Origin of the sequence: Arthrobacter sp. H41 (genome assembly GCF_000520535.1) — a bacterium.
Lineage (GTDB): Bacteria > Actinomycetota > Actinomycetes > Actinomycetales > Micrococcaceae > Arthrobacter_D.
Genome location: NZ_KI914789.1, coordinates 48,204 through 69,443 on the forward strand (window position 1 = coordinate 48,204; position 21,240 = coordinate 69,443).

Sequence of the window (21,240 nt, forward strand, 5' to 3'; positions counted from 1 at the left end):
GGTGCGCTCGGCGGGGTTGCTGCCGCCCTGATACTGAGAAGGCGGCCTGCCCCGTCCGGGACAGACCGCCTTCCGCGCTGAAGCGCCTAGCCGAGGTAGGGCGTCGCTGAGATGATCTCCACAGTGATGCTCTTGCCGTTGGGCGCGGTGTAGACCACGGTGTCGCCGGCCTTCTTGCCTTGGATGGCGGCGCCGAGCGGCGACTTCTCGCTGTAGACGTCGATATTGGCGTCTCCGGCCACTTCACGGCTGCCGAGCAGGAAGGACTCCGCGTCACCGGCAATACTGGCCTGCACCATCATCCCGGGCTCCACGATGCCGTTGTCCTCCGGAGCTTCACCGACGTGGGCGCTGTCGAGCAGGGCCGTGAGCTGGCGGATCCGCGCCTCGGACTTGCCCTGTTCCTCCTTGGCCGCGTGGTAGCCGCCGTTCTCCTTGAGGTCGCCCTCGGAGCGCGCCTGCTCGATACGTGCGACGATCTCGGTGCGGCCGGGGCCTGAAAGGTGCTCGAGTTCGGCCTTGAGCCGGTTGAAGGACTCCTGCGTGAGCCAGGCAACGGGTGCGCTGTTTGTGGACACGGGACATCTCCTTAGGTTCGTCCGGAACCGCGGAATGCGGTCCGGCACACAAGCAAACACCCCACCTCATTGCTACCGTGCGGGCACGGTATGCCGTTGAGACGGGGCAGGTCGTATCCCACCATTCTAGTTCGGGTGCATAAAATACCCAAGATGGCGGGGTGTGCTGCATTCCGGACCGGTCAGTCGGCCACGAGCCAGCACGCGTTCACGCCGCCGGAAACCCCCGGGGAATCGGTGCGCAGCTCCGCGCGGTGGGCTGTGGTCCGGCCGTTGTTGACGCCGTCGGTCTCCGCATTGGGGCCGATGGCGACCACCTTCCAACCGACCACCGCGTAGTTCTCGCTCAGGACCTGGATGGCGCATTCGGCAGCGGCATCCGCGGGTTTGGTGAGCTCGAAGTCGACGCTGGCGCGCTGGTCGCCCGAGATGCTGAAACCGACGTCCTTCGACGAGATGCGGGGGTTACCGCTGGTCAGTGCGAAAACAGCGACGGCGGCAACGCTGGCCAGGAGCACCGTGACCACCAGGAGGCGGAAGGGCCTGGCCGGTTTGACCGGCTTGGGGGGACCGTAGCGATTGGCTACTCTTGGGGTAGGCGTGTACGCGGAACTCACCTCCGTCATTTTACCGTCGATCCACGGGCCCCAGTGACCTCTGTGGAACCATCAGCCGAATACACCTCCCAGGAGCCCTTGTTGTCCAGCCCGGATTCCCCCACCGCGTCCTCCAGCGGCTTCCGACTACTCGCAGTCCATGCGCACCCCGACGACGAGTCGAGCAAGGGATCCGCGACGATGGCGAGGTACGCCGCCGCCGGCGCACAGGTGATGGTGGCGACCTGCACCGGCGGGGAGCGCGGCGATGTTTTGAACCAGGCCATGAGCGGGGATGCACACGCACGCCGGGATCTCGCAGGGCTCCGGAGGATCGAGATGGCCAACGCCGTCGCAGCGCTCGGGGTCCAGCAGAGGTGGCTCGGGTTCACCGACTCGGGACTGCCCGAGGGGGATCCGCTTCCGGACCTGCCGTTCGGCTGCTTCGCCCTGCAGCCCCTCGAACGCGCCGCTGCGCCCCTGGTCAAGCTCGTGCGCGAATTCCGCCCGCACGTGATTCTCAGCTATGACGAGAACGGCGGCTACCCGCACCCCGACCACATCATGGCGCACCGGGTGGCCGTCGAGGCGTACGAGGCCGCCGGTGATCCCGACCGATATCCCGGCACCGGCGAGGCCTGGCGGGTGGACAAGCTCTACTACGACCGCGCGTTCAACCCCGAGCGCTTCCGTGCCCTGCACTTCGCCCTCGAGGAGGCCGGGCTGCAGTCGCCCTATGCGGAACGGATCGCGCAGTTGCTCGAGACCGACGCCGAGGGCCACCAGCCGCCGGCTCCGACGCACCGCACCACCACGCAGATCGAATGCAGCGAGTTCTTCGCCAACCGCGAGCAGGCCCTGCTGGCACACCGTACGCAGATCGATCCCGCCGGGTTCTTCTTTGCCGTCACCCTCGACCTCCAGCAGAAGGCCTGGCCCTGGGAGGACTACTCGCTCATCTCCTCGCGCGTGTCGACGTCCCTGCCCGAGGATGATTTCTTCGCCGGCATCACCGACGCGCGCTAGTTCTATCCGACAGTTCTATCCGACGTAGAATTGACAGGAACGGGCCGCCCGCCCGCAGCTCTTCCTGAAAGTGGTGTACCTGTGCTTTTCCCGCTGACCCTGGCCGCAGCGACGGCTCCCTCCGACGAACCGGCATTGCGGGAGGGCCTGGACCCGGCTTCGGTGACGCCGGGAACGCTCGGTTTCCTCGCAACCCTGTTCGTGGTGATCGGGGTGTTCTTCCTGATCCGCGACATGACCAAGCGAATCCGCCGCGTGCGGTACACCGCGATGGTCGAGGACGCGCGCCTGCAGGATGCGGCGGATACGGGGGGCGCCGCGGATTCGGGGAACGACGGCGGCCCTTCCGCCAGGCGGCTACCGGACCACCCGGGGGGTCCAGACCAGGGGACGCCGCCGATTTCCGAGGCCCAGCAGCAGGGAGCCCGCCCGATTCCCGGCGGCAGGCACGGGCCGGACGCCCGGTAGCCCATGCGCTGACCTCCTTCTGTCAACGATCAATATGCCGCCGACACGTCGGGAACACAGCAGACCCCGAAGGCCTGCTCCGCGGGCGCGCGGAGCCTCAGCTGCCCTGCACGGGATTCAGGACGGCCATTACGATCGCGATGTAGTGTGCAGCGAAAGCCGCAACGGTGAAGGCGTGGAAAAGCTCGTGGAACCCGAAAACGAGCGGGCTGAAGTTGGGCCTCTTGATGCCGTAGAAGACGGCACCTGCGATATACAGGGCGCCCCCTGTACAGATCAGGATTGCCGCAGGGATGCTGGCCGCGAAAAAGTCGGGCAGGTAGAACAAAGCGGCCAGCCCGAGGGCCACATAGATCGGCACATACAGCCACCGGGGTGCGGAGACCCAGAGGTTGCGGAAGAGGACTCCCGCGATCGCCCCGCTCCAGATGATCCACAGCAGCAGGGTCGCCTTGTCGCGATCGAGGAGGGCCCAGGCGAGCGGTGTGTAGGAGCCCGCGATCACCAGCATGATGTTCGTGTGGTCGAGTCGCTTGAGGACCACCCGGGTCCTCGATTTCCAGTTGCCCCGATGGTAGACGGCACTGACGCTGAACAGCAGGGCTCCGGTCAGGGCGTAGATGGTCGAGGCCACCTTGAGGCCGGTGGTGGGGGCAAGAGCAATGAGCACTATTCCGGCCGCGACGGCGAGGGGCGCGGTACCCGCGTGGATCCAGCCCCGCAGGGCGGGCTTGCTTTCGAGGGCCTCCTCGGCCTCCTCGGCTTTTTCAACGACACTCTCCCGGGGACTCCCGGTGCCCGTGCCGGGTGAGGGCCGGGGCGGCGGCGCGGAGGATCGCGAAGTCATGGAGAAATTCTAACCCAGCAGCCTGCGTTGTTACCCGAGGGTAACAACGCCCCAGGCGTCCCTCCACGGAATCCCCGGCAACAGCCGGTACCTTTGGAGGGGTGACGTGGAAATTCCCCGAGTTCCTCTACAGCTACTACGAGCGCAGGCTCCAACGCTCGCTGTCCCCTGAACGGATTCCGCACCACATCGGCGTGATGGTGGACGGCAACCGGCGCTGGGCCAGGCTTGCCGGGGCCCCCACAAGCCACGGGCACCAGGCGGGAGCCGACAAGATCCACGAGTTCCTCGGCTGGTGCGAGGAACTCGGCGTCGACGTCGTCACCCTCTACATGCTGTCCACCGACAACATGGGGCGCCCTCCCGAGGAAGTGGAGCAGCTGCTCGACATCATCGCGAATACCCTCGACCACCTCGGCGAGAGCAACCGCGTGCGTGTCCAGCCGGTCGGAGCGTTGGACCTCCTGCCCGACAACCTCGCCGGGAAGCTCACGGCGCTCGCCGGGCAGACGGAGGGCATCGACGGACTTCACGTGAACGTGGCCCTCGGCTATGGTGGGCGGCGCGAGATCGTGGACGCGGTGAAGGAACTGATGCTCGATTCGGCGAAGGCGGGGAAGTCGCTCGAGGAACTCGCCGGGGAACTCACGGACCAGCACATCTCGGCTTTCCTCTATACCCGCGGGCAGCAGGATCCGGACCTCGTGATCCGCACCTCCGGGGAGCAGCGACTCTCGGGTTTCCTCATGTGGCAGAGCGCGTACAGCGAGTTCTACTTCTGCGAAGCGTTATGGCCCGATTTCCGGCGCGTGGACTTCCTGCGGGCGCTGCGGGACTACGGCCGTCGGCAACGGCGCTTCGGCTCATAGGAGCACCCCCGGCCCGTCCTTGGACTCCTCCTCCGACACGCGGAAGCACATCGGCAAAGTTCGGGGGGACAGCGTATTGTCGGTCCATCAGCCGGTGTCCATGCCGGTGAATGGGAGGCCACCGATGACGCCGACCGTGCACACCAGCACGTCGACCAGATCGGGGAGGCCATGCCCGGCCTCTCGGCCGGACCGCCCCACACCCCTACTAGTTCGGGGTGTCCGCACCCCGGAGTGGAGTCAACGTGGCCACTACTGAAACAATCCAGTCCGCCCGGAGCAGGGGAAGCCGCACCTACGTGATCGATACCTCAGTGCTGCTGTCCGACCCACGGGCCCTCCTGCGGTTCGCCGAGCACGAGGTGATCCTTCCCGTCGTCGTCATTTCCGAACTCGAGGGCAAAAGGCATGATCCGGAGCTGGGGTACTTCGCCCGGAAGGCGCTGCGGCTCCTCGACGACCTCCGGGTGGAGCACGGCGGTCTCGACCGCGCGATCCCCCTGGGAGAAGAGGGCGGGACGCTGCGGGTCGAGCTGAACCATGTATCGCCCGAAGTCCTCCCGGTGGGCTTCCGCAGTGGGGACAACGATTCGAGGATCCTCGCCGTGGCGCAGTACCTCGCCGGAGAGGGCCGTGACGTGACCGTGGTGTCCAAGGACCTGCCGATGCGCGTCAAGGCCTCGGCCATGGGCCTGCAGGCGGATGAATACCGCAGCGAATTCGTGAGGGACTCCGGCTGGACCGGCGTGATGGAGCTGAATGTCTCCGTCGAGGAGGTCAACGCACTGTACGATCACCAGCCGGTGTTCAATGCGGCCGCCGCGGAGCAGCCGATCAATACCGGGCTCATCCTGCTGTCGCCGCGTGGCTCCGCCCTCGGCCGGGTGGGCGCCGACAAGCAGGTCCGGCTGGTGCGCGGTGATCGGGACGTGTTCGGGCTGCACGGGCGCTCCGCCGAGCAGCGGCTGGCCATCGACCTGCTGCTGGACAAGGAAGTGGGCATCGTCTCCCTCGGCGGACGGGCAGGAACGGGGAAGTCGGCGCTCGCGCTGTGCGCCGGGCTCGAGGCGGTGCTGGAGAGGCGCGAGCACCGCAAGGTGGTGGTGTTCCGCCCCCTCTACGCGGTGGGCGGCCAGGAGCTCGGCTACCTGCCCGGGAGCGAGAACGAGAAGATGAACCCCTGGGCGCAGGCCGTCTTCGACACGCTGGGCGCACTGGTCTCGAGCGAGGTGGTGGAGGAGGTGATGGACAGGGGCATGCTCGAGGTCCTGCCGCTGACCCATATCCGCGGCAGGAGCCTGCATGACTCGTTCGTGATCGTCGATGAGGCACAGTCACTCGAGAAGAACGTCCTCCTGACCGTGATGAGCCGGATCGGGCAGAACTCGAAGATCGTCCTGACCCACGACATCGCCCAGCGCGACAACCTGCGCGTCGGCAGGCACGACGGCGTCGCAGCCGTGGTGGAAATCCTCAAGGGCCACCCGCTGTTCGGCCACGTCACCCTCACACGGTCGGAGCGATCGCCGATCGCCGCCCTCGTGACGGAACTCCTCGAGGGCACCGACATGTGACGCACGGCACCGGAGTGTCCAGTACGGTGGGACGGTGATCAGCGCGCTGGCGGATTACCGGGGCGGTTCCCCGGCTGCGTTCCTCCTCCTGGTCGCGGCGCTGACGGGTTTCGTAGCCGTGGGTGTGCGGTTGAGTATCATCGATGCCCGGACGCACCGCCTGCCGAACCGGATCATCCTCCCGTGCTATCCGATTGCCGCGGCGCTTCTCGCCGGAGCGGCCCTGATGGCCGGGGAGCCGCACCGGGTGGTGTCCATGGCGGGCGGCGCCGCCGTCCTCTGGGTCGCCTACCTCGCCCTGCACCTGGTGCCTTCCGCAGGCCTGGGATTCGGGGACGTGAAGCTCGGCGGGCTGCTGGGGCTGTACCTCGGTTTCGTCGGATTGCCGCTGGTGATGGCAGGCGCTGCCGCCGGCTTCGTCCTCGGCGGGCTGTGGAGCCTCATGCTGGTTTCGGGGAGGCGGGCAGGCTGGCACGCGTCGGTCCCTTTCGGTCCGTTTCTAATCGGCGGTGCGGCGATCGCCCTGGCTGCCCTAGGGTGAGTTGATGCCCACACCCCAATTCGTCCTCGACCTCCGGAAGAAAATCGGCTCCGCCCCCCTCTGGCTGCCGGGAGCCGGTGCGGTGGTCTACGACGACGCCGGACGCGTGCTGCTCGGCAGACGGGCTGATAACGGCCAGTGGACCATCATCACCGGCATGGTGGAGCCGGGTGAGGAACCAGCGGTCGGGCTCAAGCGCGAGGTCTTCGAGGAGACGGGAGTGGAGGTCGAGGTCGAGGTGCTCCTCGGCATCGGCGTCGTGGGCCCCGTCACCTTCCCCAACGGCGACGTGGTGACGTTCCTCAACCACGATTTCCGCTGCCGCTACGTCAGCGGCGAGGCGAGGGTCAACGACGACGAATCCAGCGACGTCCGGTGGTTCCCGCTCGATGCCCTGCCGCACCTCAACCCGAGGCACCTCGAGCTGGTGACCACGGCCTCCACCGCCGACGGCATCCCGCACTTCGTCCGCTGACGGCCGCGGGGGTGCGTCGGGTGCGAAGCGGCCGACGAAGGGGCGCACCGGATAACGACATCCGCACCGGACAAAACCGGTGCGGATGTCGTTATTCCGTGCGTTTGTCGTTTTTCCGCGCGTCAGCCGGAATCGAGCCTGGGTGGAACCGCTGGAGCTACGCCTGGGGAGGACGCGTCATCGACAGCACATCGAGTGCCGAGTCGAGCTGCTCCTCGGTCAGCTCGCCACGCTCCACGAACCCGAGGGCGACGACCGCCTCGCGGACGGTCAACCCCTCGGCCACTGCCTTCTTCGCGATCTTCGCCGCGTTCTCGTAGCCGATGTACTTGTTGAGCGGCGTGACGATGGAGGGAGATGCCTCGGCGAGGAACCGCGCGCGTTCCACGTTCGCCGTGATGCCGTCGATCATCTTGTCCGCCGAGACGCGGGTGGAGGTGCTCAGGAGTCGGACGGACTCGAGGACGTTCCGGGCGATCACCGGGATTCCCACATTGAGTTCGAAGGCGCCGTTGGTGCCGGACCACGCCACGGTGGCGTCGTTGCCGACCACCTGCGCGCACACCATGAGAACGGCCTCGGCGATCACGGGGTTCACCTTGCCTGGCATGATCGAGGAACCGGGCTGCAGGTCGGGAAGGGCGATCTCGCCGAGGCCCGTGTTGGGGCCGGACCCGAGCCAGCGCAGGTCATTATGGATCTTGGTCAGTGACACGGCGATGGTGCGCAGCATGCCGGAGACCTCGACCAGCGAGTCGCGGTTCGCCTGGGCCTCGAAGTGGTCGCGGGCCTCGGTCAGCGGCAGCCCGGTGTCGGCTGCGAGCAGCTCGATCACGCGGGCCGAGAAGCCTGCCGGGGTGTTGATGCCGGTTCCGACGGCCGTGCCGCCGAGGGGAACTTCGGCCACCCGGGGGAGCGAGGACTGGATGCGCTCGATGCCGTAGCGCACCTGCGCCGCGTATCCCCCGAACTCCTGGCCGAGGGTCACCGGGGTGGCGTCCATGAGGTGCGTGCGGCCGGATTTCACCACCGTGGCGAACTCCTCCGCCTTGCGCTCGAGGGCCTCGGCGAGGTGTGCGAGGGAGGGAATGAGGTCATTGGTCAGGGCAGAGGTCGCCGCGACGTGCACCGAGGTGGGAAAGACGTCGTTGGAGGACTGCGAGGCATTGACGTGGTCGTTCGGATGGACCGTCGTCGCGCTGCCGGCGGCCTCGAGGGCGCGGCTCGCGAGGGTGGCGATGACCTCGTTCGCGTTCATGTTCGACGACGTCCCGGAACCGGTCTGGTAGATGTCCACGGGGAAGTCGCCGTCGTACCTGCCGTTCGCGACGTCTTCAGCCGCGGCCTCGATGGCGCGGGCGCGCTCCTCGTCGAGCACTCCCAGTTCCGCGTTGGCCGTCGCTGCGGCCTTCTTGATCCGGGCCAGCGCCTCGATGTGGGAGCGCTCGAGGGTGGTGCCCGAGATCGGGAAGTTCTCGACGGCACGCTGGGTCTGCGCACGGTACAGCGCGTTCACCGGGACGCGCACTTCCCCCATGGTGTCGTGCTCGATCCGGTACTCGTTCTCCTGGGAGGTCGAGGCGGAATCGACAGCGGGGGACGTGGAATTCGAGGCTGATGCAGGCGTTGGAGTCATTCGCCAATTCTCGCCTCCACAACTTCTGTGGACCAAATTTACAGTGCGCCGAATCCCGAAACCAGCACCGCCTTGCCCTCGTCGAGGCGGTAGGAGACGCCGACGACCGCGGCCGAGCCGCGCTCCACGGCGTCGGAGATGACGCGGGAGCTGTCGATGAGTCGCTTCGAGGTCTGCTTGGTGTGTTCGACGGACGTCGAATTCACGTCGAGGATGCCCGAGCGGCGCGCGGTCAGGACGGACGGAGTGATCCGTTCGACGAGGTCACGCAGGAAACCGATGGGCATGTCTCCCGTTTCCACAGCGTCCATGGTGGCGGAGACGGCTCCGCAGTTGTCGTGCCCGAGGATCACGATCAGCGGGACATTCAGTACGCTGACGCTGTATTCGAGTGAGCCGAGGACGGCGTCGTCGATGACCTGCCCGGCGGTGCGGACCACGAACACGTCACCGAGGCCGAGGTCGAAGATGATCTCGGCCGCGAGGCGCGAATCCGAGCAACCGAAGATGACGGCGAACGGGTTCTGGTCATTGACCAGTGACGTCCGGCGGGCGGCGTCCTGGTTCGGGTGCGACGCGTCTGCGGCTACGAACCGGGCGTTGCCCTCTCGCAGTCGCAGCCAGGCCTGGGCGGGAGACAGTTGCTTCTTCACGCCCCCACTCTAGCGGCGGATCACGGCGCTTCCGCCGTTGATGACGTTTGCACGGCTTCCGCTGCGGCATTGTCCTCGATCTTCTCCAGCGTCGCACCGCCCAGCACGTCGAACTCGGTAAGCTCGGCTTCCCCGTTGAGGATGATGGTCTTCCCCTGGAATTCGGTGGTGAGCGCCGTGTCTCCATCGGGGCTGTCCAGCAACTCCCACTCCACCCCGTCGATGACGCGCGTTCCCGACACCTGAGCTCCGTCGAGCCGCTGGGATACCCAGGTGGGGTTGGCCTCGTCGGTCTGGGTCAGCTGGATGAAACCCCGGTCCGCGCTCAGGTAGCCGACTTCCCAGTAACTGACGCCGTCGCCCGCCCCGCCGGTCCAGCGGGCGAAGTTGGAGGTCCACCCCTCGGGAAGCTCAGGCGCCGCCGGAAGATAACCGGCGTCGCCCGCTGACTGCCGGGCCACCATTTCCACGTTGACGTCCCGCTGATAGGTCTCGGCGGTGTAGGTGGGGTTGAGGAAGTAGACGGGAAGAACGACGGCGAAGGTCGCGCCGATGGCGATGAGCATGCCGATCACCGTGGAGTTGGCCCGTTTGGCCTGCGCCGGCGTGAGCACCGGCCTGACGCGGGGCTCATCGCCGCGTGCGCCGGCGTCGGACTCCCGGGCGTTTTGCAGATGTGCACTGCCGTCTGTGTCTCCACCAGTGTTCCGGCCGTTCGGTACGCGCTCCTGATCCTCCACGTTTCCATTTTCCCCTATCCGGGACGAGCGGCCTAACCCGGCTCATGGGGACGATCAGCGAACAGGCTCCTTCTAGGCACCAGGTTCAATCCGCGTCAGGTCAAACGTTGCGGAGACGGTGACCCTCCTGAAAAGTGCATGCAGTGATTGCATTGCAATCACTTCCGTCGTGCCGGTTTTGCGAAGTGATGGCACTGCATGCACTGCAATCACCTGTCCACCGACAACTTCCATCGACAACTTCCGCTGACGACGGGTGCCGGCATAGCCGGATCCGCCTCCACCGCTGGTGCTTCCGCGACTCGTGGACCACGCCAGCACTAGGATGGTCTACGGGGGACCTGCCTGCGGTTTCCCGACGCGCACCACCATGAACTTCGACGATGAGGATTGACGTGTCCCAAAACCCCGAGAACGCCCGGTATTCCACCCTTTCGCCAGCCCTTGCGGTGGGGGATGACGAGCCGGACCGTAACCTGGCACTCGAATTGGTCCGGGTGACCGAGGCCGCGGCGATCGCGGGTGGTCACTGGGTGGGGTTCGGGGACAAGAACCTCGCGGACGGCGCTGCGGTCGACGCCATGCGGTCGCTGCTCTCCACCGTCCATTTCAACGGAATCGTGGTGATCGGCGAAGGCGAGAAGGACGAGGCGCCCATGCTCTTCAACGGTGAGCGGGTGGGCGATGGAAGCGGACCGGAGTGCGACGTCGCCGTCGACCCGATCGACGGCACGCGCCTGACCGCCCTGGGCATCAACAATGCGCTCGCCGTCCTGGCGGTCGCCGAGCGCGGCACCATGTTCGACCCGTCGGCAGTGTTCTACATGGAGAAGCTCGTCACCGGCCCCGAAGCAGCAGACATGGTGGACCTCCGGCTGCCCGTCAAGCAGAACCTGCACCTCATCGCGAAGGCGAAGAACCGGAAGGTCAGCCAGCTCAATGTCATGATCCTCGACCGTGACCGCCACAAGCCGCTGGTCGAGGAAATCCGCGCGGCCGGTGCGCGTACCAAATTCATCATGGACGGGGATGTGGCCGGCGCCATCGCCGCGGCCCGCGAGGGCACCGACGTCGATGCGCTCATGGGCATCGGCGGAACCCCCGAGGGCATCGTCGCCGCCTGTGCGATCAAATCCCTCGGCGGAGTCATCCAGGGCCGGCTGTGGCCCACAAGCGACGACGAGAAGCAGAAAGCGCTCGACGCCGGGCACGACCTCGACCGCGTGCTCTCCACCAACGACCTCGTCACGAGCGACAACTGCTACTTCGCCGCCACGGGAATCACCGACGGCGACCTCCTCCGCGGGGTGCGCTACAACAAGGACAAGGTGCTCACGCAGTCCATCGTGATGCGCTCCAAATCGGGGACCATCCGCGTGGTGGACGGCGAACACCAGGCCCACAAGTGGGAGACCTACGCGCGCCTGCGGTGATGAATCGGCCGTGCGTCCGGGCGGACGACGCCGGCTCGCAGGGTGTCCGCCGTGCTCCCTGCGAATCGGCGTCGTCGCTACATCGGGTTGCGCTCAGCGCGGGGTTCTGGTGATGCCGCGTGCTGCCGCGGCCGCCCTGGTCCGGGCATAGCGCACGGCCGGGACCGCTGTGTCCCGCAGGCGGCGTGCCATCGAGTACGCGCGGTACATCGGCGCGTTGACCGGAAGGTCCCAGGAGCCGGGGTACTCCACTTCGAATCCGCCGAAAGAGCGTTTGAAGCGGGAGAATCCGGCCCACGGGTGTTCGGGCTGGTCTGCGGCGGAGACGCCCCACAGGTCGAAGGAGGTTCTTCCGGAGGCCTTGGCGTCCATCATCATGGTCACGACGAGCGGTACCCCGGCGTTGAGGCTGCGATGGGTTGCGTCGGCTGCCGCGTGGGCATAGACCCTGGTGGTTCCGGTGTCGTAGGACAGGGCCGCGGCGATCGGTTCGCCGTCCAGTCGCGCGATGAACAGTTTTGCGCTGCCGGCAGGCATGAGGTGTTGTGCGGCCTGTGCCAGGTAGTCGTCGGACTGGGCACGGAACGCCGCTCGTTCGGACACCGTGTGAAGGAAGGCGAGGAGCACCGAGATGTCTGCGGGATCCGTCGAGATGTCGAACGTGACACCCTTCTTGGAGATGTTCCGGTAGAGGCCCCGACTGGTGCTTCGCATTCCGCCGAGGATCGCCTTCTCATCCTGGCTGAGGTCCACCAGCCACGTCAGCTTCGGCTGCACGTCGGTGGGAGCCTTGACGAGTCCGAGCGCTTTCAGGGCCGAGTCGGGGTCCGAGCCGAGATCCGTACCGACCGGTTCGACCCGGACATAGTGGGCGTGCTCCGCGGCGGCAAGGGCGGCAAGGGCCTCGAGTGAGCGGCGCAGCCCATCCGGGTTCGCTGCTGCGGGTCCGAACGGAACGTAGAGGAAACTGCCGAGCGGGGTCTTCTCCTGAATCGCCAGGAACGAAAATCCGTCCCCGCTGCCGGTGAAGACCTTCTTGCCCAGGGCGCGCTGGAAGTCCGCCCAGGCGGGCGACTGCAGGATCGAGGGCTCCTTCTGGTGCTCGGCGCTCACCGGGGGAAGCCCTCGCGGCCGGCAGGCGTCCCGCAGGTCACCGCGAACAGGACTGCGGGGGAGTCCGCGCCCTGCACTGGGTGGACCAGGACCGGTTGTTCGATATCCGGCAGGAAGCCGGACTGCCCGCGGTGCAGGGAAAGGTCCGACTTCGGCGAATCCAGCCTCACGCTCCCTGAAACCACAAGGACCACCGCGGGACCGTTCTGGGCAAGCGGCACGGGGGCGACGCCGTCGTGCACGACGACGCGCTGGAGCTGGAACTCCTCATAGGGGGGAAGGTACAGCTCCTGGTCGAGGAGGTTCGTGACAGCCGGAACCGACGGCGGGGCGAGCGGTTCGAAGATCACGGTCCGCAGCAGTTCCGGGACGTCCACGTACTTGCCCGTCAGGCCGCCGCGTAGCACGTTGTCCGAGGACGCCATCACCTCGATCGCGAGGCCGCTGAGGTAGGCGTGGATGTTTCCCGCGGGAAGGTGGATCACCTCGCCGGGCTGGAGCGACACGCGGTTGAGGAGCAGGGCCACCAGCACGCCGGCATCGCCGGGGTACTGGGAACCCAGTTCTACCACCGTAGCGAGATCATCCGCGAAATCGCCGGCGTTCGGTTCGAGCCCCCGCGGTGATGCAACGGCGCCCTCGACGGAGGCCACGACGCCGCTATCGGCCGACAGCAACGCCTCGAAGGCGTTGCGCAGCGCGGCCGGAGCGTCGGATCCGAGCTCGGTGGCAACGGTACCGAGCAGCCCGGCTTCCTCCGAACCCGGTTCGCAGAGGCCCGCGAGGAACCCGAAGACCGCGGCGGATTCCTCAAGGGGCCGGAACCCGCAGAGCGCGTCGAAGCGCGTCAGCGCGAAGAGCATCTCCGGCTTATGGTTGCGGTCCTTGTAGTTCCGGTGCGCGGCGTCGGCCGGTATGCCGGCGGCCTCCTCGGCGTCGTAGCCGGCCGCGGCCTGGTCGAGGCTCGGATGGACCTGGAGCGACAGCGCTGACTCCGCGGCGAGCACCTTCAGAAGGAAGGGCAGCCGGGCGCCGAAGCGGCTCTCGGTGCCGCCGCCCAGAGCGACCGCGGGATCAGCCTCGATCAGCTCGTCCAGGGGGGTGCGTGTGCCGTCGGGGATCAACACCACCGACGGGAACCCGGGGTGTGCACCGATCCACAGCTCCGCCTCGGGACCTCCCGACGGCTCCCGCCCCAGAAGATCGGCAATTGCGGTCACCGATCCCCAGGCATAGGGGCGCAGCGGGTTGTCCAACAGGTACATGGTGCTGTTCCTTCGGTGTTGCGGTTGGGCCGGTCGGTCAGGCCGGGGAGCATTCCCCGTTGTCGGCAAGCAACTCAATGAGCGTAGCGTCATCCTGCATGATCGCGAGCTCCTGGAGGTATTCCTCGGTGATTCCGTCATCGGTGACGTTACCGGTGACGTTACCGGTGATGTTACCGGTGGTCCGGGAGGGAAGCACCGATGTCAGTCCCGCGCGCTCCAGTTCCGGGATGCCGGCGTCGGCCGGGGCACCGCCTCCCTCTGCCGAGGGATCCTCGGTGCCCTGGGAAAGCATGGCCTGGACGCGCTGGTGGATCAGGTCGAAGTCGGGATAGGTCACGAAGTTGTCCTCCGGCGTCCCGAAGTCCGGCGGCCCGATGGTCAACCGACGGACTTCCTGGTCCTGCGCCTTCAGGGCGAGGTTGACGAAACTGCCGAGCTGGTCCTGGGGGATGTCGGTTTCGACGATCTGCGTGCCGGCGGCGGCGATCTCCTGGAAGTGCGTGAGCAGGGTGGCGGGATCGAGCTGCGCGATCATGGCCTGCTGGACGCACTGCTGGCGTGCGATGCGATCGTAATCGGTCACGAACTCACGTGACCGGGCGTACCAGAGGGCTTGGTAGCCGTTGAGGGTCTGCACGCCCGGCGCGATCCAGCCGTCCGGGGGATAGTGGCGGATCGGGTCGGTGCCGGGGATCTCGGCGGCCGTGATGGGCACCCAGCCGCCCGCGTCGATCCGGATGCCGCCCATGGCATCCACCAGCTGCTCGAAACCGTTCATGTCGACCATCACGTAGGCCTGCACTTCGATGCCCAGTATGCCGCTAGCGGCGTCCATCATCGCCTCTGCGCCCGGGTCCTCGCTGTCGGGATAGAGGTCGGCGTAGTTCTGGGTCACCGTGGTGTAGAGGCTGTTGAGAATGCATTCGTCGCCGCAGTTGTAGCCGTCCGGATAGACCTCGGCCAGCGGGGAATCCTCGGGGAAGGGGGCGTTCTGGAAATTACGGGGGATGCTGAAGGTCACTGTGGCGCCGGTGGAGGCATCCACGCTGATCACCGAGATGCTGTCGGGGCGCCGGCCCGTCCGGTCCTCGCCGGCGTCGCCGCCCATCAGCAGGAAGTTGTACCGGCCGTCCACCGGGTCGAACGCCGGCCCGCCCTGGAAGATGGATCCTACCGTGGAGCGCCCGACACCGAGCAGGTAGGCGCCGTAGGCAAGAGATCCGCTCGTGAGCACCATCAGGAGGGCAAGGGTGCCGGCTACCGCTGCCCGAGCCCGACGCTCGAGCAGCGGAGGGCGGATGATCCGCAGGGTGTTGAGGAACAGGAGCGCCCAGCCCACGGCGAGGCCCAGCAGTGCTGCGATCAGCACCAGCGACCACCAACGGTGCGTCACCAGGGTGACGACCAGCTGCGGGTTGGTGAGCGCAAGGACGAGGCCGACGATCGCCAGCGCCCAGCCGGTGAAGGTCACGCGCAGTGCGTTGCGGCCAAGCTTACGGTTGCCCGCCACGACCTGCGCTGCCCCCGGCAGGGCCAGGGTGAGGCCGAGGAGGACGAAGGCGCGTTTCGTCCGGACCGCCGGTGCCGCCGTCTGGGGGTACCTCACCGGGTCGGTCAGGTGCTTCGACGTGGCTCCTGATGCTCCAGGGTCCGCCCTCGCCCCGGTCGTCATCATCGGCCCTCCGTCGGATGGTCGGGAAGCCGGTTCCGAAGCGCCGTTCCCTTGTCAAGGGCTGTCTGCTTCAGGGAAGCAGAGAAGTCGATCAGTTGCTTGCGCAGACGCTCGGATTCGGGCCCGTTTCCGGCCGCGAGGATGCGCACGGCCAGCAGCCCCGCATTGCGGGCGCCGCCGATCGAGACGGTGGCGACCGGAACGCCGGCCGGCATCTGGACGATCGACAACAGGGAATCCATTCCATCGAGGTACTTCAGTGGCACCGGCACTCCCACCACGGGAAGGGGAGTGAGGGCCGCGAGCATCCCGGGAAGATGCGCGGCACCACCGGCACCGGCAATGATCACTCGCAGGCCGCGCTGGTGCGCACCCTGCCCGTAGTTCACCATCTCGACCGGCATCCGGTGGGCGGAGACGACGTCGGCCTCGTAGCTGATACCGAATTCTTCGAGCGCGTCGGCCGCGCCCTCCATCACGGGCCAGTCGGAATCCGATCCCATGACGAGGCCTACTGCTGGGTTTTTCATGAAAGGTCCCTTTCGGAAGCCGTGCCGTCCCGGAGGATCGCCGCGGTGCGTCCCGCCCTTGCCCGCACCTGCTCCACCGTTTCGCCGGTGGTAGCGACCACGTTCACGTGGCCGATCTTGCGGCCGGGGCGGATGTCCTTGCCGTAGAAATGCACCTTGGCCGACGGGTCCGAGGACAGGGCCAGGCGGTAGGCGGCGTAGGTGTCGGTGTTGGCGCCGCCCAGGTAGTTCCTCATGACTGCCACGTCCGCAGTGAGGCGCGTGTCGCCGAGGGGGAGGTCCAGCACAGCGCGCAGATGCTGCTCGAACTGGCCCGTGACCGAGCCGTCCATGGTCCAGTGTCCTGAGTTATGCGGTCTCATGGCGAGCTCATTGACCAGGAAGCCCGGACCGGAGGACGGCGTCTCGAAGAGCTCAACGGCCATCACCCCCGTGACCCCCAACGCCTCGGCGATCCGGAGTGCCGCCTCGACGGCTGCCCGCGCCACCGGTTCGGCGAGGTCCTGCGCAGGCGCGATCACCTCGTCGCAGACACTGTTGACCTGCACCGACTCCATGACGGGCCATGCCGTGGCCTCGCCGGAGGGGGTGCGCGCCACGAGTACTGCGAGTTCACGCGTGAAGGGGACGTGTTCCTCGGCGAGCAGGTCCTCGCCGGTGAACCAGTCGCCCGCCTTGGGAAGTTCGGCGGCGGAGCCGAGCACCATCACGCCCTTGCCGTCGTAACCGCCGCGCGGGGTCTTCAATACGACGGGCCAGCCATGGGCGTCACCGAATGCTTCGAGGTCGGCGGGACCGGAAACCCGCGCCCACCGCGGATTGGGGAATCCGAGCCGTTCGATAGCCTCGCGCATGAGCAGCTTGTCCTGTGCGTGGGCGAGCGCCGCCGGCGGCGGCTGGATATTGATTCCCTCGGCCGCCAGTTCCCGCAGTAGAGGGCCCGGAACGTGCTCGTGGTCGAACGTGAGGACGTCGACTCCGCGCGCGAAGGCGCGCAGGGCGTCGGCGTCGCGGTAGTCCCCTACCGTCACGTGCGCTGCTACCTGGGCCGCTGAAACGGACGGGCCCTCTGCGAAGACGTGCAGCGGAACGCCGAGCTGCGCCGCTGGGGCTGCCATCATCCGGGCCAGCTGGCCGCCGCCAACCACGCCGATTACGGGAAAAGTCACCTACTCAGGGTACCTACCCGAACGGGAGCACGAGGACGTACCCCGGCACCGCCGGGTTGTTTTCGTAGGTAACGGCGGGCGCGGCCCAGTAAAATGGGGAGCTGGACGCCAGGCACTGGTCAGGCGGAGGAACGGCAACCTTACGTCGAGCGCGTATTTGCCGGGAATCCGCAGCATCAGCACTGCGGTGAAAGATAACTCGGATTCAACCGCGGAGGTTGTGTTGACGGCAATAGCAGAGCGTATTCGGGGCCTCGCCTCGCTTTTCTGGCGTGAAGTCGCCAAATTCGGGGCGGTGGGCGGCGTGGCGTTCATCATAGACAACGGCCTGTACTGGTACCTCATCAACGGCCCCATGGACGACAGCGTGGTGAAGGCCCGGTTCGTGTCGGCATCAGTGGCCACCATCTTCGCCTGGGTGGCGAACCGCTACTGGACCTTCCGCCACCGCCGCCGGCCGAATGCAGCCCGGGAACTGCTCATGTTCATCTTCATCAACGTGATCGGCATGGGGATCGCGGCCGGCTGCGTCTGGATCGTCCGGTATCCGTTCGACGTCAGGGACACCACGTACCTGTTCGTCGCAGGCATCGTCGGCACGGTACTTGCCACGTTCGTGCGCTTTATCGCCTACCGCTTCTGGGTCTTCAATTCCGAACTGGACGAGGAGCCCGAGTTCAGCCACGACCACGAGATCCTCCACCCCCATTCCGGATCAACACCGAAAGCATCCCCGAGAACGGCCGGAAAAGCCCCTGCCGGAGCCCCCGGGGCGGCCCGGAAAGATGGCGAGATCACCGCACAGGGGTCTGCCGAGGTGCCTGGCCAAAGCGAGGAGAAGAGCCCTACCGGGCGGCAAGCCGGACAGTGACCCGTTCGCCTGCCAGAATCCGGTCGGTCACCGGGACGTCCCGGTCCATCAGGATCAGTGTGCCTCCGGCGCCCCACACCGACGCCGCTGCCTCCAGTGCCCGGAGCACGGTGCACCCTGGTTCGAGGAGTGCCACGGTAGCGGGTGGCACCGCTTCCTCCGGCCCTCCGGAAAGGTCGGCGAAGGAGAGCCTTCGGGAGCCGGCTTCGCCTGCGGTCCCCCTGTCCTCTGCGGCCCCCCTGTCTCCCGCGGGGCCCGCCTCGACCAGCACGGTTCCCGGTTCCGGCGGTGCCTCCTCGGGAAAAACGTCGCCGTGCGAGCGCACCTCCGCGGCGTAGTCGACGGCGCCGCGCGGGAGTTCACCCGGCCAGCGCAGTGCCAGGGCACCCAGCGCCACGGGGACCAGTATCCGCGGTGCCTCGAGTGGTGACCGGGCGGAGGAGGTCACCACGATGTCGCCGTCGCCGTCATCGGGGGCTCGAGGCAGAAGGACCACTCCACCGGCTTGCCAGACGGCATACGCCCACACCACCGCCTTCCAGTGGTTGGAAAGGTGTACCGCCACGCGCGTCCCCCGGACGGCGTCGAGCTCATCCACGAGGAGGTTCGCCGTCTTCGCCACCCAGTTGTCGAAGACCCGTCCCGAAAGCTCCACCCTGCCGTCAGTTCCGTACCACACCAGCCGGGGAGACGATGACGCCACCGTCCGCAGGAAGGCGAGCTGTTCGGTCGGATTAGTGTGCTGGGGCATTGTGTCTCCGCCAAGGTTGTGGTGGTATGAATGTTACTGAAGTGATAGTTGATCAAAAAACAATCGACGCGCCGATACTTCTTTATTCGCTCCCGGCGTGGCGCACGCCAAACCGCGGAACCGACTCTATAGGATCCCCTCGCGGTTTGACTCAGTACGTATTACACGCTTGTAATTAGACATCGGATTTGTTCCAGCAGCTGGGCGCGACGGTCTCCTTGGCTGATGCTGGAACGGCAACACCGGGAAGGCACAGTATGGGGCACGCAGAGCGCATCCAGGAAAGACCAGACATCGTCGGGCAGGCATCAGCCCGATACGGATCGCGGGGAGTACCCGACGACTGGTTCCTGGATCCGGCTGACCCCGGTGCGGGCGGACGCTACCGCGAGAACGCACGTTTCGCGCTCGGGAACCAGGCTACGGCTTTCCTCACGGCGCATGAGGCCCTCTCGGCACTTCCCGAGGCCGGCCTTCCCGCGGTAGCCGGAGGGCCGAGCAGCCTCCTCGTGCTGCCCCGGGTGGACGACGACGTGCTGCCCCGGGTGGCCGACGACGCCACGGTGCGGAAGGCACCGGCCTTCGCGGAACCCTCGCACGCCGGCTGGACCGGCTCTCCGGCCCGCCCCGGGGACTTCCCCGATGAGGGTGAGCTCGGCTGGCAGTCGGACGCCCTGTGTGCCCAGACCGATCCTGAGGCCTTCTTCCCCGAAAAGGGCGGCTCGACACGCGACGCCAAGAAAGTGTGCGGTTCCTGCATGGTCAAATCGGAGTGCCTCGAGTACGCGCTGGAGAACGATGAGCGGTTCGGCATCTGGGGCGGGCTTTCGGAGCGCGAACGCCGACGGTTGCGGAAGCGAGCTGTCTGATCCTGCTCGACCGCCGTGTCACCGCCGTTGTCGTAGTCTCCAACGGATCCCGGTTCCTTCCCGAAACCCTGAAAGCCCTGGCCCGCCAGACCCGTCCGGCTGACCTCCATGTCGGCGTCGACGCCGGTCCGACGAACGAATTGGTGTCGATGCTTCGCCTGCACCTGCCCGGTGACAGCCTCTTCGCGGAGTCCGCGGCACGCGCGGGTTTCGGTACCGCCGTCCATGCGGGCACGCAGCAGATCCCCCGGCGGGACGACGAGCGGGACGACGGGCGGGAGGGGATCGAGAGCCAGGACTGGCTGTGGCTCCTCCACGAGGACTCGGCACCTGAACCGACCGCCCTCGAGGAGTTGCTCGCCGCCGTGGAACGCGCACCATCCGTCACGGTGGCCGGAGCGAAGCGAGTCGATTGGGAGGACCGGAAGAAGCTCGAGGACGTCGGGCTGTCCGTGAGCCGGTGGGCGGAGCGGCTATCGCTCATCGACGGGGATGAGCTCGACCAGGGGCAGCATGACGGCCGCAGTGACGTTTTCGCTGTCAGCTCCTCCGGCATGCTGCTGCTGCGGAGCGCATGGGATGAGCTGGGCGGGTTCGATCCCGCGCTGCCGGGCATGGGCGACGACGTCGATTTCTGCTGGCGGAACCGGCTCGCCGGCCACCGGGTCGTGGTGGTGCCGGCCGCCGTCGTACGGCATTTCGGGTCCTCGACGGACGCCGCTGCGGCGGCCCGCGCAGCACGCCGCGCGGAGGTCTACCTCCGACTGAAGCACTCCGTCCTTTGGACGGTGCCGTTCCTCGCAGCGGGTGCCGTCGTCGGCGGCGTTGTCCGGCTGCTCGTCGGCCTGGTGGCGAAGGATCCGGGGTACGGGGCGGGCCAGTTCCTCGCGAGCTGCGCCGGTGTCTGCCAACCCCTCGGCCTTCTCCGCGGCCGCCGTTCCATCGCGCGGACGAAGACCGTGCCCCGCCGCGTGGTCCATGCGCTGCGCACGCCCTGGCGCGAGGTCCGGTCCCATCGGCGGTCCATCCTTGAAGCCCTCCCGGCGCGCGACCGGCTGCCGGATGCCGTCCGGTACCCCGCGGACCTTCCCGCACGCGACGGTGACGGCTTCGCTGCACCCGGCGGTCCGCGCCGCCCCTGGGCGCGGCTGGGCGCGGGAGCGTCCGTCGGCGTGCTGCTGGCTGCCTCGTTGGTGGGCCTCTCCGGGCTGATCGGGGCGCCGGCGCTCGCCGGTGGGGCGCTCCTTCCCCTTCCGCAATCCCCGGGCGGACTCTGGGACAGCGCGTCCACCTGGTGGGTTCCGCTGGGAGCAGGTTTCGCGGGGCATGGCAGTCCCTTCTCCTATGTCCTGTGGCTGCTCTCGGTCCTCGGCTTCGGGAACGGGAACGCCGCTGTGGCGGGGCTGATCCTGCTCGCCATGCCTCTTGCGGGCCTGACCGCCTGGTTCGGCGCTGGAACGCTCACCCGCCACCATGGATTGAGGATGTGGGCGGCGCTCTCCTGGGGCGCCGTGCCGGCGCTGCAGGTGGCGATCGGCAGCGGGCGGCTCGGCGCGCTCGT

General features: G+C 67.3%; 22 protein-coding genes. 10 read left to right on the forward strand and 12 right to left on the reverse strand.

Translation table 11 applies throughout. The features are described from left to right. Window positions 1-86: 86 nt before the first annotated feature. Both greA and Y705_RS0108160 read right to left on the reverse strand, forming a co-directional pair. Window positions 87-578: a transcription elongation factor GreA gene (gene greA / locus Y705_RS0108155; RefSeq protein ID WP_026532500.1), complete on the reverse strand. Its 492-nt coding sequence runs from the start codon at window positions 576-578 to the stop codon at window positions 87-89. Window positions 579-760: 182 nt separating this feature from the next. Then, the gene (locus Y705_RS0108160) at window positions 761-1,204 is read right to left on the reverse strand and encodes a DUF4307 domain-containing protein (RefSeq protein ID WP_162149058.1); all 444 of its coding nucleotides are present in this window, start codon (window positions 1,202-1,204) and stop codon (window positions 761-763) included. A 72-nt stretch (window positions 1,205-1,276) separates the two neighbouring features. On the opposite strand from Y705_RS0108160, the gene mca reads away from it, so the two are divergent. Both mca and Y705_RS18425 read left to right on the forward strand, forming a co-directional pair. After that, the gene (mca, locus tag Y705_RS0108165; protein WP_026532502.1) at window positions 1,277-2,200 is read left to right on the forward strand and encodes a mycothiol conjugate amidase Mca; all 924 of its coding nucleotides are present in this window, start codon (window positions 1,277-1,279) and stop codon (window positions 2,198-2,200) included. Between the two features lie 81 nt (window positions 2,201-2,281). Then, window positions 2,282-2,668: a hypothetical protein gene (locus Y705_RS18425; RefSeq protein WP_155849978.1), complete on the forward strand. Its 387-nt coding sequence runs from the start codon at window positions 2,282-2,284 to the stop codon at window positions 2,666-2,668. Between the two features lie 97 nt (window positions 2,669-2,765). Here the strand turns inward: Y705_RS18425 and trhA are convergent, their stop codons facing one another. Continuing rightward, window positions 2,766-3,515 (reverse strand): PAQR family membrane homeostasis protein TrhA, encoded by a 750-nt coding sequence (gene trhA / locus Y705_RS0108175; RefSeq protein WP_026532503.1) that lies wholly within the window; start codon window positions 3,513-3,515, stop codon window positions 2,766-2,768. 101 nt (window positions 3,516-3,616) lie between these two features. Between trhA and Y705_RS0108180 the strand changes: the two genes are divergently transcribed. The 4 genes from Y705_RS0108180 (at window position 3,617) to Y705_RS0108195 (ending at window position 6,974) form a co-directional block, all read left to right on the forward strand. Continuing rightward, window positions 3,617-4,384 carry an isoprenyl transferase gene (locus tag Y705_RS0108180; RefSeq protein WP_026532504.1) on the forward strand — a complete coding sequence of 256 codons (768 nt, stop codon included), beginning with the start codon at window positions 3,617-3,619 and terminating at the stop codon, window positions 4,382-4,384. Between the two features lie 245 nt (window positions 4,385-4,629). Continuing rightward, complete coding sequence (locus tag Y705_RS0108185; protein WP_049822468.1) at window positions 4,630-5,958, forward strand: PhoH family protein; 1,329 nt, start codon at window positions 4,630-4,632, stop codon at window positions 5,956-5,958. Between the two features lie 34 nt (window positions 5,959-5,992). Further along, window positions 5,993-6,499: a prepilin peptidase gene (locus Y705_RS0108190; RefSeq protein WP_026532506.1), complete on the forward strand. Its 507-nt coding sequence runs from the start codon at window positions 5,993-5,995 to the stop codon at window positions 6,497-6,499. A gap of 4 nt (window positions 6,500-6,503) precedes the next feature. Further along, window positions 6,504-6,974, forward strand: coding sequence for an NUDIX hydrolase (locus tag Y705_RS0108195; protein ID WP_026532507.1), 471 nt, complete (start codon window positions 6,504-6,506; stop codon window positions 6,972-6,974). A 157-nt stretch (window positions 6,975-7,131) separates the two neighbouring features. Here Y705_RS0108195 and Y705_RS0108200 read toward each other — a convergent pair whose 3' ends face one another. Genes Y705_RS0108200 through Y705_RS0108210 form a run of 3 tightly spaced genes read right to left on the reverse strand, consistent with a single transcriptional unit; the run spans window position 7,132 to window position 10,003 of the window. Next, window positions 7,132-8,610 carry a class II fumarate hydratase gene (locus Y705_RS0108200; protein WP_081737905.1) on the reverse strand — a complete coding sequence of 493 codons (1,479 nt, stop codon included), beginning with the start codon at window positions 8,608-8,610 and terminating at the stop codon, window positions 7,132-7,134. A 38-nt stretch (window positions 8,611-8,648) separates the two neighbouring features. After that, window positions 8,649-9,263 carry a carbonic anhydrase gene (locus tag Y705_RS0108205; RefSeq protein WP_026532509.1) on the reverse strand — a complete coding sequence of 205 codons (615 nt, stop codon included), beginning with the start codon at window positions 9,261-9,263 and terminating at the stop codon, window positions 8,649-8,651. Between the two features lie 20 nt (window positions 9,264-9,283). Continuing rightward, complete coding sequence (locus Y705_RS0108210) at window positions 9,284-10,003, reverse strand: DUF4245 domain-containing protein (RefSeq protein WP_081737906.1); 720 nt, start codon at window positions 10,001-10,003, stop codon at window positions 9,284-9,286. A 383-nt stretch (window positions 10,004-10,386) separates the two neighbouring features. Between Y705_RS0108210 and glpX the strand changes: the two genes are divergently transcribed. Continuing rightward, a complete protein-coding gene (glpX, locus tag Y705_RS0108220) occupies window positions 10,387-11,436 on the forward strand; it encodes a class II fructose-bisphosphatase (RefSeq protein WP_049822469.1) in 1,050 nt (349 codons plus the stop codon). Window positions 11,437-11,529: 93 nt separating this feature from the next. Here the strand turns inward: glpX and Y705_RS0108225 are convergent, their stop codons facing one another. From Y705_RS0108225 to Y705_RS0108245, 5 genes are read right to left on the reverse strand one after another with little or no spacing between them, the layout of a single operon-like run. Then, entirely contained in the window at window positions 11,530-12,549 is a 1,020-nt protein-coding gene (locus tag Y705_RS0108225) for a lipid II:glycine glycyltransferase FemX (protein WP_026532512.1), read from the reverse strand. Beyond that, window positions 12,546-13,814, reverse strand: coding sequence for a mannose-6-phosphate isomerase, class I (manA, locus tag Y705_RS0108230; RefSeq protein ID WP_026532513.1), 1,269 nt, complete (start codon window positions 13,812-13,814; stop codon window positions 12,546-12,548). The genes Y705_RS0108225 and manA overlap by 4 nt, the downstream gene beginning before the upstream one ends. Before the next feature lie 37 nt (window positions 13,815-13,851). Beyond that, on the reverse strand, window positions 13,852-15,489 hold the full coding sequence (locus Y705_RS0108235; protein ID WP_026532514.1) for an LCP family glycopolymer transferase: 1,638 nt from the start codon (window positions 15,487-15,489) through the stop codon (window positions 13,852-13,854). Continuing rightward, the gene (purE, locus tag Y705_RS0108240; RefSeq protein WP_026532515.1) at window positions 15,489-16,019 is read right to left on the reverse strand and encodes a 5-(carboxyamino)imidazole ribonucleotide mutase; all 531 of its coding nucleotides are present in this window, start codon (window positions 16,017-16,019) and stop codon (window positions 15,489-15,491) included. The genes Y705_RS0108235 and purE overlap by 1 nt, the downstream gene beginning before the upstream one ends. Beyond that, on the reverse strand, window positions 16,016-17,188 hold the full coding sequence (locus Y705_RS0108245; protein ID WP_026532516.1) for a 5-(carboxyamino)imidazole ribonucleotide synthase: 1,173 nt from the start codon (window positions 17,186-17,188) through the stop codon (window positions 16,016-16,018). The genes purE and Y705_RS0108245 overlap by 4 nt, the downstream gene beginning before the upstream one ends. 220 nt (window positions 17,189-17,408) lie before the next feature. On the opposite strand from Y705_RS0108245, the gene Y705_RS18430 reads away from it, so the two are divergent. Next, a complete protein-coding gene (locus Y705_RS18430) occupies window positions 17,409-18,059 on the forward strand; it encodes a GtrA family protein (RefSeq protein WP_081737916.1) in 651 nt (216 codons plus the stop codon). Here Y705_RS18430 and Y705_RS0108255 read toward each other — a convergent pair. Beyond that, window positions 18,034-18,810: a TIGR03089 family protein gene (locus Y705_RS0108255; protein ID WP_049822470.1), complete on the reverse strand. Its 777-nt coding sequence runs from the start codon at window positions 18,808-18,810 to the stop codon at window positions 18,034-18,036. The genes Y705_RS18430 and Y705_RS0108255 overlap by 26 nt on opposite strands. 257 nt (window positions 18,811-19,067) lie before the next feature. Between Y705_RS0108255 and Y705_RS21245 the strand changes: the two genes are divergently transcribed. Further along, complete coding sequence (locus tag Y705_RS21245; RefSeq protein WP_081737907.1) at window positions 19,068-19,679, forward strand: WhiB family transcriptional regulator; 612 nt, start codon at window positions 19,068-19,070, stop codon at window positions 19,677-19,679. Window positions 19,680-19,756: 77 nt separating this feature from the next. Beyond that, window positions 19,757-21,240: glycosyltransferase family 2 protein (locus Y705_RS18435; protein ID WP_253908546.1), on the forward strand; the 1,484-nt coding region annotated here is incomplete at its 3' end.

Coding starts and splice junctions, on each gene's coding strand:
- Y705_RS0108200 (WP_081737905.1), bottom strand. CDS start 8,610: ATGACTCCAACGCCTGCATCAGCCTCGAATTCCACGTCCCCCGCTGTC.
- manA (WP_026532513.1), bottom strand. CDS start 13,814: ATGTACCTGTTGGACAACCCGCTGCGCCCCTATGCCTGGGGATCGGTG.
- purE (WP_026532515.1), bottom strand. CDS start 16,019: ATGAAAAACCCAGCAGTAGGCCTCGTCATGGGATCGGATTCCGACTGG.
- Y705_RS0108235 (WP_026532514.1), bottom strand. CDS start 15,489: ATGACGACCGGGGCGAGGGCGGACCCTGGAGCATCAGGAGCCACGTCG.
- Y705_RS0108195 (WP_026532507.1), top strand. CDS start 6,504: ATGCCCACACCCCAATTCGTCCTCGACCTCCGGAAGAAAATCGGCTCC.
- Y705_RS21245 (WP_081737907.1), top strand. CDS start 19,068: ATGGGGCACGCAGAGCGCATCCAGGAAAGACCAGACATCGTCGGGCAG.
- Y705_RS0108255 (WP_049822470.1), bottom strand. CDS start 18,810: ATGCCCCAGCACACTAATCCGACCGAACAGCTCGCCTTCCTGCGGACG.
- glpX (WP_049822469.1), top strand. CDS start 10,387: ATGAGGATTGACGTGTCCCAAAACCCCGAGAACGCCCGGTATTCCACC.
- trhA (WP_026532503.1), bottom strand. CDS start 3,515: ATGACTTCGCGATCCTCCGCGCCGCCGCCCCGGCCCTCACCCGGCACG.
- Y705_RS0108160 (WP_162149058.1), bottom strand. CDS start 1,204: ATGACGGAGGTGAGTTCCGCGTACACGCCTACCCCAAGAGTAGCCAAT.